This window comes from Phytoactinopolyspora limicola (assembly GCF_011320225.1).
Lineage (GTDB): Bacteria > Actinomycetota > Actinomycetes > Jiangellales > Jiangellaceae > Phytoactinopolyspora > Phytoactinopolyspora limicola.
In genome coordinates, this window is sequence record NZ_JAAOEN010000018.1 from 73337 (window position 1) to 87414 (window position 14078).

Sequence of the window (14078 nt, forward strand, 5' to 3'; positions counted from 1 at the left end):
CATCGCTATGTCAGGACTCCAGGGCTGCTTTCAGGTAGGTGAGGTTGTCGGCGATCCGGTCGGTTCGGGTGTGTGGGCCGAGGTCGGAGAAGTCTTCCACCGAGATCCACTCGTCGTAACCCACCTGCCGTAGTGCGGTCATGAGGGCGGGTATGTCCGCGAGTCCTTCCCGGAGGGTGCGTTGGGCGTTCTTCCATTCCACCGTGCCGTCGGCGCGGGTGGCCGCGGTGACGCTGACGCCATTCTTGACCTGCACATGAGCCAGGTACGGGCCCAGTGCCTCCAAACCGAGCCGGTAATCGGTCCAGCCCTCCCACACCATGTTCCCGATGTCGTAGATCACGCCGACGTGCTCGGGGTTGAGGCCGGCGAGGAACGCGGCCGCGGCGTGTGGGCTCGGGGTCAGTTGTTTGTGGTGGATCTCGATGTTCGCCCGCACCCCATACTGCGCGGCCAGTTCAGCCACCTGGGCATACTCGGCGCGCCGCTGGTCCCACTGCACCGTCACACTCGTCGTCGGATCGTAGGGCCCTGAACTCACCCGCAGCTGCGGCACCCCCAGCGCCCGGGCCACCCGCATCAACCGCTCGACATCAGCGAGCTGGTGCGGCTGCAGATAGGTACCAAGCGCCGGCATCCGCAACCCGGCGTCTTCGGTCACCGACTTGATCCGCGGCGCGTCGTCAACCACCGACTCCACCGGCCACGTGCAACGGTTACCCACCCAGAACCCCGGCTGACCGTCCGCTGATGCCTTGGGCTCAGCGACCCGCCATTCCACGCCGTCGTACCCGGCTGCGACCAGCTCCTTCGCCGCCGCCGTTGGATCCCATTCAGGTGTGCTCACGGTAAAAACAGCAAACCGCACGCCGTCTCCCTCTTCTAGCGGTAGGTGATGCCCTGGGCATCAAGAATGGCGGTGAACGCTCGGGTGGCCTTGGTGAACAGCTCCGGCCCGCTGAATCCTCCGTACCGTTCGCCCGCTTTCAAATGTGGCTCCATCGAGAAGAAGCCGTCGAACCCATCAGCTCGCAGGGCGGCGATTGTTTCCGGCACCTGTCCGTCGCCGTCACCGGCTGGCACCACCACACCATCGGCCAACCGCGCGTCCTTGATCTGGATGTAGTCGACATAGGGGCGCAGCTCGGCGTATCCCTCGGTGAACGGCCGCACCCCACATTGCACGAAGTTGGCCGCGTCCCAGGCCAGCCTTAGGTGATCGGAACCCACCGAGGTGACGATGTCCAGACACCTCGACGGCACATCACCGTAGATCTCCTTCTCGTTCTCGTGGACCAGGATCACGCCGTGCCTCTTGGCCAGCTCGGCAAGCGTCGACATCCGCCGCATCACCTCGTCGCGGTGATCTCCCGGCTGGGAACCCTCCGGAATGAAGAACGAGAACACCCGGATGTACGGCGCGCCGAACACGTCTGCCACCTGAAGGGCTCGTTCGTGGCGCACCACATGAGCGTCGAAATCGTCACCCACACCGATCTTCCCGATCGGTGACCCCACCGCCGACACCGCGATGCCATATCGCCGTAGAATCCGCGCCGCAGCGTTCAACTGATCATCGTCGAGATCCAGCACGTTGGTCCGCCACGCACTACGGAACTCGATGTGGGTGATACCCAGCTCGCTCAGCACCCGGCACTGTTCCTCAAGATCAGGCGAAATCTCATCAGCAAACCCGGACAACGTCCACACGATGACGACTCCCTCACTCTTCTTGGACCAACACCCCAACACGACACCGCCCGTTCAACCGCGCGCGCCGGCTCAACCACCCAACGCCACAGGCCGCCCAGACCGCGCCGGCTCAACCACCCAACGCCACAGGCCGCCCAGACCGCGCCGACTCATACACACCAAGCACCAACTCCACCGCACGACGCCCATCCGCACTAGTCACCGCCGGCGCTCGGCCGTTATCAACGGCATCGACGAACTCGGCATACTGCGCCGGATGATTCATCCCATTACCCCGGCCCACATCCGCGACACGGATCTCATCGGCCTCAGCCAACAACGCCGCCCGCCTACCGCCACCGTCACCAGACGCCGCGCCCCCAGGATTCGCCAAGGTGTTCGTGACACCAGCAGCCGGATCCGCCAACGCAAACGTCCCCAGCTTGTTCCCCTCGATGGTCGCCAACCCGGCATCACCATGCACCGACAACCGCAACGGCAACCCCGGATTCGCCGCCGTCGTCGCCGTCAACGAACCGATCGCCCCACTCTCAAACCGCACCACAGCCGCCACCGTGTCTTCCACCTCAAGCCGCTCATGCGCCAAAGTCCCCGCAAACGCCGTCACTTCCACCGGCCGACCCAACATCCAGATCAACATGTCAACCTGATGAATCCCCTGATTCATCAACGCACCACCACCATCCATCGCCCACGTGCCCCGCCAACCCGCAGAGTCGTAATACTGCTGCGACCGCCACCACGTACACTCCGCCATCCCCGACGTGATGGCACCCAAGTCACCATCACGCACCACCCGGTTCACAAACTGCGCCGCCACCTCGAACCGGCGCTGACTAATCGTCGCCACCACCCCGAGAGAACGCCGCTCGGCAGCAATAATCCGATCCGCCGCCGCCAACGTGATATCCAACGGCTTCTCCACGATCACATGCTTACCAGCCTCCAACGCGGCCACAGCAAGATCCGCGTGCAACCCACTCGCCACACAAATCGCCACCGCATCCACATCCGAACGGCCAAACAAATCCCCAGGGGTCTTCTCCACACCACACCCGTGCTTAGCGGCGAACGCCTCCGCGACGGCACTGTCAACATCACACGCAGCAACCAGCTCCCCCCGATCCCCCAGAGCCTCAATCGCCCCCGCATGCGCCGATGAGATAACACCACAACCGACAATCCCAAACCGCACGAACAAACCCCTTCGTGAGCGCAAGCATGATGAGAAACCGGTTTCTCTTCCGCAAGAGACTACCAGACGACATGACGTCATCCCGTTCATGGCCAGAGCCCACCGGCAACGGTGCAAGCTGACCTCACTGATCATTTACGGGCCATTCCCGCCAAGATGGGACAAGGTCGCACATGATCAAGACAGGCAGAACGGCCGTTCCTCAGCCGCCCCTAACTCACGCGGCCCCTATAGAACCGGCGCGGGTTCTTAGAGTTCGCGTGACCTCATAAATTTGAACGCAGCCTTCCGGGCGGCTTTTGCGATCTTCTTGTCCGGATGGAGCCTGCCAAGATCGGTCAGAACTCGATGCACATCAGGGTGCGGTAGCCGCCAGGTGGTTGAGCAGCAGCTCTGCCTCGTCAGGGCTGCTGAGAAGCGCATCGTCCGCGTTCCTTGCCCAGGTGGTCAGCTGCCGAACCCAATGCCGCACTCGTTTCTGGGTCATGGCCCCGTACGCTACCGCCTACACTGCGGTCCGCCAGACTGGTGGACCGACTTGCCACCATCCCGGTGGGGACAGGAACCGACCTGGCCCGATCGATGTTGATCAGGTGCCGGGAAACGACACCAGATCCGCGATCTGGACCGGCAGGCCCGTTGCGAACGACCGGTTCGCCGCCGCGCCGGTCAGCATCGCGTAGGCGCCGTCGATGGGCCCGGCCGCCCGGCCGAGCGGATCCGGCTCGCTCCGGCCGCCGAAGACATCGGCCAGCAACCGTCGGTCACCGCCGCCGTGGCCGCCGCCACCCTCCTCGTCGACCTCAACTCGCCGAGCTTTACCCCACAGGTTCTGCACGGTTAGCCGAGTGTGGTCGATCGGTTCATTACCCGGCTGGTCCGCACCGGCCGCATTGGGGTCGATGACCTCGCCACTGACGTAGGACCGCTCAATCACGGCCAGTTCTATCCGGCCTTTGGTTCCATTGAAGCCGACGCGGTATCCCTCCCACGGCGAATACGCCGTCAAGTGGTAGGTCAGCGTAGCCCCCGTGTTGTACCTGACCAGCACCGCCATGTCGTCTTCGATGCTGATGCCGTCGCTGAACACGTTACGGTCCCGGATGTAGCCGTCCTCGTGTTCGGCATCCAGGTACAGGCCCTTTAGCTCTGGTTCGTCGGCGAGGTCGATGGCCCACGGATTGATTCCTACTTCACCGCTGCCGTGGCTCCGATCGGATCGCACCCGCTCACCGCGGTTCTCGGCGTTGGCCCGGCCATAGAAGCGCAGGTCACCGAAGCCGAATACGGTCTGCGGAACGGCATCGATCCACCAGTTCACGAGGTCAAAATGGTGGCTGGACTTGTGAACCATGAGCCCGCCCGAGTTGCGCTTGTCCCGGTGCCAGCGGCGGAAGTAGTCCGCACCGTGCCGGGTATCCAGCAGCCACTCGAAGTGCACCGATTGCACCTCACCGATGGCGCCGGAGGCGATCAACTCCTTCACCGCGCTGTTACGTGGCGCGTAGCGGTAGTTGAACGTCACCGTGAGTTCCCGGCCGGTGCGCTGTTGAGCGTCGAGGATGTGCTGGCATTTCACCTCGTCGGTCGTGAGTGGCTTCTCCGTGACCACGTCACACCCGTGCTCCATGGCCGCGACGATGTAGTGATCATGGGTGCGGTCCATCGACGTCACGATCACGGCGTCCACCGCGCACTCGTGGAGCATCCGGACGAACTCACTCGCGCCGTAGGTGGGGATCGGCGCAGCATCGAACCGCTCTGCGAACCGTTTGTTCTGGAAGTCCATCCGCGCCTGGTTGACGTCGCACAACGCCACCAACTCACCGACGTCGGCGTGAGCCGCGAGAAGCGCCTGACTGAACATCCGCGACCGCGAACCCAGCCCCACCATTGCGTATCGCTTCCGTGCCATCTCCGACAGTTCCTTTCCGCCTCGCCAGATGGTCCCAAACGGCGTGAAACCGGTTTCTCATCCTTCATTGAAGGCTATCAGATGGCACGACTACCACCACCAGCCGTCACGGCGATCGACCTCGGACGGCCGGACTCGGGCGAATCCATGCGCCGAACAACTGAAAAGATGGCCGCCATGCGCTTCTACGTCGGCGGAACCGCCATAGGTAAACCAGGAAAACGGGCATTCGGGATCACCATGCTGGACATCAACGGTCCCGAGGTGCGGACCGTAGCGGCCGCCGCACCGGAAGCCGGCAACCCCATGTACCTCGCGCTCTCAGCTGACTCGACAGTGCTCTACGCAGCACATGCGCAGAGCCCAGCGACGGTAAGCGCGTGGCAGGTCGCCGCGGATAGCTCCACGCTCAGCCCGCTCGGCACCATCCGTTCCAGTGGTGGCAACGTCGCGTGCCACCTGAGCGTCCACCCCAGTGGTCGGTATCTGCTTACCGCCAACTACGGCAGCGGCACCATCGCGGTCCATCCCATCAACGACGACGGCTCACTCGAAGAGGCCAGCGACGTCGTCCACCATGACGGCCGCGGCCCACACCCGGACCGGCAGAGCACCTCACACATCCACATGGCCACCACAGATCCGGTCATCGAAGACGGACGCGGACACGTGCTCGCGGTTGACCTCGGCACCGACACCATTCGCCGATACGAACTCGATCTTGACGCCGGGCGCCTCACTCCCGTCGACGTGATCCAGCTTCCTCCCGGCAGCGGCCCACGGCATCTCGTCGTCGCCGGTGCCTACGCCTACGTCGCCGGCGAACTGGATTCGAGCCTCACCGTCGTCGACCTGTCCTCGTCCCCACCCGCCGTCGTCTACACCGTCACCACACACCCTGATGGCGGCCCGGAGCCCAGCTACCCTTCCGCGATCCGGCTCTCCCCCGACGGCCGATACTGTTACGTCGCCAACCGTGGCCCGAACACCATCGCAACATTCGCCGTCGACGGTTCTACGGTCACCCCGATTGGCGCGGTGCCGGCCGGCGGAGACTACCCGTGGGACATGATCGCCGCCGACCAACACCTATACGTCGTCAACCAGCGCACTAGCGCCCTGACCACCTTCGAGATCGACCCCGCGAGCGGCCTTCCCAGCCCGGTCGGCGAACCCGTCGACGTCGCCTTCCCGGTCTGCCTTCTACCCGCCCACTAGCCCCATGATCATGAACACTTTGCCGTGCTATCGCACGGCAAAGTGTTCATGATCATGGGAGGGGCGCCGGTAAACTCGGCTTGGAATGCGCTTTCCAGCTCGTTTCACGCCGCCCCCGAAGGAGCATGTATGACCGACCGGCACCGCCCGCACACCTTGCTGGTGATGGGTGACCATGCGTTCCGGTCCGGGTTCGACGATTTACGTCTCAACCGCCTCCGGCAGCTCACCGCGGCCGGCAACCCTATCCACGCCGCCGCTTTCACCGCACCCGATGTCCGTGAACGGCTGCCCGACATCGAGGTGTTGATGACCGGCTGGGGTGCCCCACCTGTCGACAACTCGGTTCTCGACGCCGCACCTCACCTCCGCGCCGTCTTGCATACCGCGGGCTCCGTCAAATCGATCGTCCAACCGGTCTGCTGGGAGCGTGGGCTACGGGTCACCACCGCAGCCGAAGCCAACGCCGTGCCGGTAGCCGAATACACCCTCGCCGCTATCCTCTTCGCCGGTAAACGCATCATCCAGTCGGCCCATCAGTACCGTCAGCTGCGCCGTCACACCCGCCCGGCCGGCCTCATCTCCAACTTCCAGCGCACCGTCGGCATCATCGGCTACTCCAGGATCGGCCGCCGCGTAGTGAACCTCCTGCGCCCGTTCGACTTCGACATCCTCGTCGCCGATCCCTACGCCGACGCTGCCCAGATCAGGGCCGCCGGGGCCAGCCACGTCGACCTCGACGACCTGCTGCGGCGCAGCGCCATCGTCAGCATCCATGCCCCCGCGCTGCCGACCACCCGGCACCTGCTGAACAAGGAACGCCTGGCGCTGATCCCGGACGACGCGACGATCATCAACACCGCTCGCGGCATGGTGATCGATACCACCGCCCTCGAGGCCGAATGCGCCTCCGACCGTCTCTCGGCAATCCTCGACGTCACCGATCCTGAACCGCTCGGCGCCAACTCGCCGCTGTGGGACCTACCCAATGTGTTCATCACGCCGCACATGGCCGGCGCCCAGCAGACCGAGATCCACCGACTCGTCGATACCGCCCTCGACGAGCTGGAACGCTACACCCAGGACCTGCCACCACTACACGGAATCACGGCCGCGGATCTCGGCCGCATCGCCTGACGACAGCCGACCGTCAACTCACCCGACGGTGGATAGCCGGGGCACCCCTGGGGTGGTGCCCCGGCTGCTCAACCGAGGCTGGCGGCTCTCACCGCGTGGTGACGCCGGGCTGAACGGCGAGCCGGAAGCCGGTCAGGACGAGAGTGCCGCCTGCCGGATGGTGGCCGCTTCCCGCGCCGTGAGCACACCGTCGGACCGCAGGCCGTTCACCGTGTCGCTGACATGCCGGACGTACGCGGCTTTGGTCGGCCAGTCGAGCTCGTCCAAGATCACGTCGTTCACCGTGCAGCCACCGGGTACCGCGTGGTTGGGCACCGCGGTGTCGGCGTCCCGGAGCACCACCGTCTCTCGCGCGTCGTCGAGTTCCACCGCCTCAGCGATAGCCCACTGCGACCGGCGATCCAGCAAGAGTGGCACCAGCCGCCCCATCCGCTGTCCCGCCGGCACCAGGACAACACCCGCACCCGTCTCGGTCCCGATCACGCCGTGCACCGCGAACTGGTCGGCGGCACCACTCGACGTGTACTCGTCGCCGGCCACCAGATAGCCACAGACTGCTGGCTCGATGATCTCTTCGGGCCGAGGCGGCCGGTTCTCGTCGCCACCGAGGTACACCGGGTCGCTGTTGGCTTCGGCCGCGGCGACAGACGCCACCCGAGCAGCGGCGATCTGGTCCTCATGATCCACCGCGTAGGTGATCGCGGAGTCCAGCACCATGTCGAACGCGGCCACCGCACGGATCCGGCGGTTGGTTGCGGCCTGCGGATAACCAGCAGCCTCCTCAACCCGGCCGGCGATCGCTCCGCCTCGCACTTCGTTCAGGATGCTCACCGAGTGCCGCAGACCCGAATAGTTCCGGGCGATCTGCGGGTTGCCCAGGGTGCTCAACGGCGACGGCGTGTTCGTGTAGCCCAGGTGATCGGCCGTGCTCAGCAGCCCGTCCCGAACCAAGCCTTGGCCCGCCTGCCGGAGCCCCGCCGCGACATTGAGGTTCTGCGACCACATCGCGACGACGGAATCGTCGCAACAGTTGTGCCCATCGACGACGACGTCAGGTTCGTACGTCCGCAGTTGATCGACGATGACCCGCGCCTCCGGCGACCGCAATGCCAGGTAGTCCCGGTTGACGTCGATTCCCTGGGCGTTCTCCCGGCTGCCCCGCGCACGCCCGTCCGGGTTCGCGGTAGGCGTGACGATGACGGCGTGGTTCTGCAACACGTCGAGGGTGTCGGGGTCGTCCGTCAGTGCGAGATCTCGGATCAGCCGCAGACACGATTCACGCGGCGTCCACTCGTTGCCGTGGACGGTGCAGATCGCGTAGAAGGTGGGCCGTTGCTGGATCTCGTGCGGCTCCGGTGCGCTGGGATAGCCGATCCGCACCAGGTGCATGGGCCTGCCTTCGACGCTCTCCCCCACCTGATCCACCGCGACCCGGTCGGACAGGTCCGCCACCTCGGCGAGGAAGTCCTGTTCATCCTCCAACGACGTGATCTGACCGCCGCTCGCCTCGAACGGCGTGAGATGGTCCGAGAACGGCGGCGTGGCCGCCACCCCGGTTCCCACCGTGGACCATGGCCCGGCACCGAGCACCGCCGACACACCCCGCACCCGGTACGACACCTCCTGGCCAGCCGCTGCGAGCGGGTCAGCGTAGGCGGTCATCATCCACGGCGAAGCGACGAGTTGTCCGTCCCGCTCGACCTCGTACCAGTCGGCGGCTTCCACCGCGTCCCAGCGGACCGACAGCTCACGTTGATGGGGGACGACCGCCACCGATGACGGCGGGTCCGGCACTTCCGGGGCCGGAACGAGCCCCGCTGGTGCGCGCGGAACCTCGCCGGGTGCGCCGGAGGCCAGGTAGGCCCACTCCGTCACCACAGCTCCGCCGGTGGGATGCCCGACCGCCACCAGACCCTCGTTGTGGGCGGTGTCAGTGGCGGTCACCATCCAGCCGGCCGGCTCGTCCTGTCCATAGGGCCAGGTCTTGAACCGTAGGGTGTCGCCCGCACGCTGGAAGACGACGTGATACCAGACGGCCTCCACCGGGGTGTCGGAGAGGACCGGGCCGCGAGCCAGCGTGCTGAACGCCCCGTCCCGGTATCGGTTGATCCGGAAGAACGGCCCTTCACTACCCGACCACCGGAAGTCCACGTAGTAGGCATCTTCCGCTCCCGGCTCACCACCGGCATGCAGCATGATCATCTTCCGGGTGCCGCCCGACACTGCTGAGGTCGTCCGCATCAGGGCGCTGACCTCGACGTCGCCAGCCACCACACCCACCGCGTCCGGACTGAGCCCCTGCCGCCCGGAGGTCTCCGCCCGGTGCACCAGGCGGAGAGGTTCGTCCTCCACGACGAAGGTGCTGTCCCGCCACAGCGGCGACCAGTCGGCCGGCGGCGCACCGGGTACGTCGTCAGTGAAGTCGATCTCCACCACATCGGCGGCGGAAGCTTCGGCTCCCGCCGACCCGCCTGTCGGGTCCTGCGCCTGCGCGGGTACCACCGCGATCCCCGCCGGAAGGATGGCGACGAGGGCCGCTACCAGACTCGCCGTCAGCTTCCGGCGGCGATGCGCGGGCCGCCGGGAAAGGTGCGTATGGTTCGGCCGGTGTGACGAGGTGCGCTCGAACATCAGACCTCCAAAGACGGACATCGGACCCAAATCAAGCACATGGACCAGAAAGCGGCATCAACTTCTGAGCAGCTCTTGAGGTAACACCCTGCGCCGACATCAACGTCCGGGGACTTCCTGGTCTCACATGACGCATGGCCGGGTATTCCGGACCGGTATCCGGCATAGAAGGCCAGCAAGTCCCACCGACAAGATAGCAATAATTGTTATCATTTTTGCTAGGCTGTTCAGCGTGCCTTCGCGGATCCGCGGCGCGGCCCGCGCCAACACCGACCCACCCAGCCCCCGGTCCGCCGCACTTCGGCGGTGGTCGCGCGGTTGGGACGAGATGATGGCGGTCTACCAGCCGAACCGGACAGCCGGCGTACAGGCCGTCCTCGACACGGTCGACGCCTGCCTCGATCACCGGCACCCGAAAGTGCTGGACCTCGGAGGCGGCACCGGATCAGTCGGCCACGAGGTGCTCGGCCGCTGGCCCGACGCGTCGTACTCACTACTCGACCTCGACCCGGTGCTGACCTCCATCGCGCGCGAACATCTTCCACCTCACACCGACCTGATCCACGCCGACCTTCACGATCCGGGCTGGAGCCAACACCTCCCCCATCACCGGTACGACACCGTGCTGGCGGTTATGACCGTGCACTACCTGCCACCGGAGCGGTTGACGCAGCTCTACGCGGAGATCCGGGATGTCCTACGCCCAGGCGGGCTGCTAATAGTGCTCGACCACATGCCCGAGCCCGGCCTGGCGACGGTCAACGCACGTATGCGACATCGAGCCGGAGATCCGCCAAGGCCGAGTATGTCGTGGCGGGAGTGGTGGGACGGGGTCGCGGCCGATCCGTTTCTTGGGCCCATCGTCGCCGAACGCGCCGAGATCATGCGTGGCCAGACGTCCGCCGAATGGAACCCTCCGGCGCACTGGCATGTGGATACCCTCCGCGCCAGCTCCTACGGCGAGGCGGGTGTGGCCTGGCGGCATGGGGCAGACGCGGCCGTCGTGGCGGCAACCCCCAACGCCTGACGACTCACCTTCTCGCAGCGACGCCGTCAGCTGGTGCCCATCATCCGAGCATGGTCAGGGCGCCAGCCGGAACGGTGGGTAACGGTCGGTGACCAGCACCACGGCGTAGGCGAGCACTCGATTGTGCCACCGGATCACCCCTTCGACGAAGGTGAACAGTCCCCGCGGATAGCGGCCGGTGACCAGGACGGCGAACCATGCGATGACAACCGCGACGAGGGCGGCGATGTCCAGGAAGAACAGCACGATGTAGTGCGGTAGGGCCAACAACCATTTGACGAGCGGCAACCACCGGTTCAGATCCTGTGGCACATCCGGGTGCTCGTAGTCCAGGTGGACCGACTGGTGCTCGTCGGTAGCCGGATAGCGGTCGTCTATCAGCGCCAGATAGGCGACCACCCGGTTGCCGAACCGATGCAGCTCACGATTCCACTCGAACCACCACCGCGGGTACTTCTCCCGGAAGAGGATCATCAACAGTGGCGGCACGAACAGCAGACCGCCGGCACCGCTGGCCACAAGAGTGCCGGTTTCGTGAGTCCACTGCCACGTACCACTCGACACGGTCCCGAGCACGATCAGAATCGGTATGGCCATGAGCAGCCGCAGTGCCGTGGTGAGCCGGTTGAGTCCGCGCTCTGGATAGTCGACGGAGTACTGGACCGGATACGTGCCGTCCATCGCTCATCCCTCCCTCACCGTGGGCGCCACCCGACGAGCTGGCGACACCCGTGATCACGACCGATGGACCATCACGCTACCCGGGTCGAGCTGGCTCCATGCGGAAGTTCGGGGAATCTGGGACGCCTCCGCCAAGCCGGACCAGCGCCGTGAACGGGTGAGCGAGTCGGGATGCTCGTGTGTCGCGCCGGATCTCCGGCGCGACACCCCAATGTGTCGCGCCGGAGATCCTAGCGGCGTGGAGTGGTCTGCGCTGATGCGATACGCCATTGCCGCCCCTCGCGGACCACGACGTAGGTCAGACTCCCAGCGGCGGGCAAGGCGGTGCCGGGGTTGTCGCGGACGGCGGCGTCACGCCCGTCCGACACCCGCTTGACGCAGCTGACCAGTGCGACGTCCGGCCGGACGAATCGGATGTCCTCGACCTCAGTGGTGGTCAGAACCTGAGCCAAGGGGCTACTCAGCGCCTGCCCCATGACCTCGCGAAGCGCGTCCTTGCCGAGCACCCGCCGCCCGGCGATGTTGACGATGCTCACGTCGGCGGTATGCAGGTCGAGAAACTCGTCGAGATCGTTCTGGTGCTTCTCCGCCGCGGCAATCAACTCATGGATGGCGGCAACGGCGTACGCGTCTCCCCCTGCCGACCTCTCACCTGCTGGCAGTTCGTCCGGATTCATCTCGAAAGCCTCCTGATTCCTACAACGCATGCGACCGGATGAGACCCAGGAAGGACGTACCGGCCGCGGCAGTGTCCGATCACAACTCACGACGGCGTCCGCTCGGTTTATTCGGAGCGATTCACTCCGAATAATATAACCCGGAGCAATTCGCTCCGCAAACGCTATCCTGGCGACGTGAGCGAAGACCGTCGCCGCAAACGAGGACCGCAGGCCCGCGCCGCCCGCAACGACCACGCATTGCTGGAGGCCGCTCGCGACGTCATAGCTGCCGAAGGAGCTCACGCCTCCGTGTCCGCCATCGCCGCCCGGGCTGGTGTCGGGATCGGCAGCCTGTATCGGCGCTACGCGTCGAAAGACGCGCTGTTCCAGCATTTAGCCGTCATCTCCCTCGATCAACACCTCCATGCCGCCGAGGAGGGCCTCGAACACGACGACCCCTGGGACGGCCTGGCGCACTACGTCACGAGCGCCATCTCGTTCGGCACGGCGGTTCTTAATCCGATCGCCGGTACCGTGGACATCACCGACGAGATGGCGGACAAGAACACCCGCTCCGACCGGGCCGTCGAGGAACTTGTCCGGCGTGCACATGACGCTGGCGTGTTACGCCCCGACGTCACCGCCGTGGACATCGCCCTACTGATTGAACAGCTGAGCCGGTCGCCGTTGACCGAGCAGCTCGGGTACCAAGGGCGCGCCGACCTCAACGCAGCCGCGTGCAACGCACGCAGCCGGATCGTCGCCATCGCCCTCGACGGCCTGCGCACCGGAGCACCACACGCACTGCCTGGGCAGCCGCCCGGTTATGAACTCTTCACCGAACGCTGGGCACGTCCAGAGCGGTGACCAGGAGCAGTAAACCCGGTCGTCGATCACGAAACCTTTGCGCCGCCCGCGTCGTTCACACGGGAGCGTGCGACGGCCAGGGGGGCCGAACGTGGTGCCGTCGGCCGTGATTGTCCTGGAAGAAACCGGTGCGGGTGAGCGGGATTACCCGCACGAAAGGAGCACGACCCTCATGTCCAGAAAGCTACTGCTGGCCGCCGGCCTGGCAGCCATCCTTGTCGGAACCGCCGCCTGCGGATCGGACGACGACACCCCGAGCGCCGCCGATGACGCTCCTGACCAGGCCGAGGTCCCCGGCGCGGAGGAGGTGCCCGAGCCCGACCTCGACGGCATCCCCGATGTGGTGGCGGTGGTGAACGGCGAAGAGATCCTCCGCGACGAATTCGTCACCAACTACGAGTCCCGCTACCAGCAGCTGGCGATGCAGGCTCAAATGTCCGGTGAACCGGTCGACCAGGACCAACTCAAGGACCAGACCGCGCAGTCCATGGTCGACACCGAACTCCTCGTACAGGAGGCCGATGGTCGCGGGTTGACGGTGTCGGATTCCGACATAGACGAAACCCTGGACGGCCTAGCCGTCCAGAACGGCATGGAATCCGCCGACGACTTCCTCGCCGCGCTCGCCGAACAAGGCGTCAGCGAGGACGAGGTCTTCAGCCAACTCGAGGTTCAGGTTAAGGTCGACCACCTGCTGCTCGACGAGGCTGGTGACATCGAGCCCACCGAGGAGGAGCTGATGGAGCTCTACGAGGAGGCCGAGGCGCAGCAGGAAGAGATGGGTGACGCGGGTTCGGAGCTGCCGCCGTTCGACGAGGTGCGCCCGCAGCTAGAGGAACAAGCGCGGGCCGAGGCCGAGAACGAGACCGTGCAGTCGCTCATCAATGACCTCCGCGAGGGAGCAGAGATCACGGTCAACCTGGACTGACCCGCTGTGGTGGTGGGGGGGGGAAGGGGGGGCCCCCCCCCCCCCCCCCCCCCCCCCCCCCCCCCCCACAACCCCCCCCCCCCCCCCCCCCCCGCCCCCCCCCCCCC

The 14078-nt window shown here is 65.7% G+C and carries 13 protein-coding genes; 5 read left to right on the forward strand and 8 right to left on the reverse strand.

The genetic code is table 11. The annotated features are described in order from the left end of the window. Nucleotides 1–10: 10 nt before the first annotated feature. The 5 genes from G8760_RS25525 to G8760_RS25540 form a co-directional block, all read right to left on the reverse strand. Nucleotides 11–868 carry a sugar phosphate isomerase/epimerase family protein gene (locus G8760_RS25525; protein ID WP_166355663.1) on the reverse strand — a complete coding sequence of 286 codons (858 nt, stop codon included), beginning with the start codon at nucleotides 866–868 and terminating at the stop codon, nucleotides 11–13. A 14-nt stretch (nucleotides 869–882) separates the two neighbouring features. After that, nucleotides 883–1710 (reverse strand): sugar phosphate isomerase/epimerase family protein, encoded by an 828-nt coding sequence (locus G8760_RS25530; RefSeq protein ID WP_166355664.1) that lies wholly within the window; start codon nucleotides 1708–1710, stop codon nucleotides 883–885. 112 nt (nucleotides 1711–1822) lie between these two features. Beyond that, nucleotides 1823–2998, reverse strand: a complete 1176-nt coding sequence (locus G8760_RS25535; RefSeq protein ID WP_166355665.1) for a Gfo/Idh/MocA family protein — start codon at nucleotides 2996–2998, stop codon at nucleotides 1823–1825. A 265-nt stretch (nucleotides 2999–3263) separates the two neighbouring features. Further along, complete coding sequence (locus tag G8760_RS30655) at nucleotides 3264–3395, reverse strand: hypothetical protein (RefSeq protein WP_281355183.1); 132 nt, start codon at nucleotides 3393–3395, stop codon at nucleotides 3264–3266. A gap of 102 nt (nucleotides 3396–3497) precedes the next feature. Next, nucleotides 3498–4823 carry a Gfo/Idh/MocA family protein gene (locus G8760_RS25540; protein WP_166355666.1) on the reverse strand — a complete coding sequence of 442 codons (1326 nt, stop codon included), beginning with the start codon at nucleotides 4821–4823 and terminating at the stop codon, nucleotides 3498–3500. A gap of 81 nt (nucleotides 4824–4904) precedes the next feature. Between G8760_RS25540 and G8760_RS25545 the strand changes: the two genes are divergently transcribed. Together G8760_RS25545 and G8760_RS25550 are read left to right on the forward strand one after the other, a co-directional pair. Beyond that, nucleotides 4905–6041 carry a lactonase family protein gene (locus tag G8760_RS25545; protein WP_166355667.1) on the forward strand — a complete coding sequence of 379 codons (1137 nt, stop codon included), beginning with the start codon at nucleotides 4905–4907 and terminating at the stop codon, nucleotides 6039–6041. A gap of 129 nt (nucleotides 6042–6170) precedes the next feature. Then, nucleotides 6171–7178, forward strand: a complete 1008-nt coding sequence (locus tag G8760_RS25550; RefSeq protein WP_166355668.1) for a hydroxyacid dehydrogenase — start codon at nucleotides 6171–6173, stop codon at nucleotides 7176–7178. A 132-nt stretch (nucleotides 7179–7310) separates the two neighbouring features. On the opposite strand, the gene G8760_RS25555 is transcribed toward G8760_RS25550, so the two are convergent. Next, nucleotides 7311–9809, reverse strand: coding sequence for a M14 family zinc carboxypeptidase (locus G8760_RS25555; RefSeq protein ID WP_166355669.1), 2499 nt, complete (start codon nucleotides 9807–9809; stop codon nucleotides 7311–7313). Nucleotides 9810–10041: 232 nt separating this feature from the next. Between G8760_RS25555 and G8760_RS25560 the strand changes: the two genes are divergently transcribed. Then, nucleotides 10042–10836 carry a class I SAM-dependent methyltransferase gene (locus G8760_RS25560; protein ID WP_166355670.1) on the forward strand — a complete coding sequence of 265 codons (795 nt, stop codon included), beginning with the start codon at nucleotides 10042–10044 and terminating at the stop codon, nucleotides 10834–10836. Between the two features lie 54 nt (nucleotides 10837–10890). Here G8760_RS25560 and G8760_RS25565 read toward each other — a convergent pair whose 3' ends face one another. Both G8760_RS25565 and G8760_RS25570 read right to left on the reverse strand, forming a co-directional pair. Beyond that, the gene (locus G8760_RS25565; protein WP_166355671.1) at nucleotides 10891–11517 is read right to left on the reverse strand and encodes a DUF4389 domain-containing protein; all 627 of its coding nucleotides are present in this window, start codon (nucleotides 11515–11517) and stop codon (nucleotides 10891–10893) included. A gap of 230 nt (nucleotides 11518–11747) precedes the next feature. Further along, the gene (locus tag G8760_RS25570) at nucleotides 11748–12194 is read right to left on the reverse strand and encodes an SgcJ/EcaC family oxidoreductase (protein WP_166355672.1); all 447 of its coding nucleotides are present in this window, start codon (nucleotides 12192–12194) and stop codon (nucleotides 11748–11750) included. A 177-nt stretch (nucleotides 12195–12371) separates the two neighbouring features. Here G8760_RS25570 and G8760_RS25575 point away from each other — a divergent pair, with 177 nt between their 5' ends. After that, nucleotides 12372–13043: a TetR/AcrR family transcriptional regulator gene (locus G8760_RS25575; protein ID WP_166355673.1), complete on the forward strand. Its 672-nt coding sequence runs from the start codon at nucleotides 12372–12374 to the stop codon at nucleotides 13041–13043. Between the two features lie 172 nt (nucleotides 13044–13215). Continuing rightward, on the forward strand, nucleotides 13216–13971 hold the full coding sequence (locus G8760_RS25580; protein WP_166355674.1) for a SurA N-terminal domain-containing protein: 756 nt from the start codon (nucleotides 13216–13218) through the stop codon (nucleotides 13969–13971). Nucleotides 13972–14078: the final 107 nt, after the last annotated feature.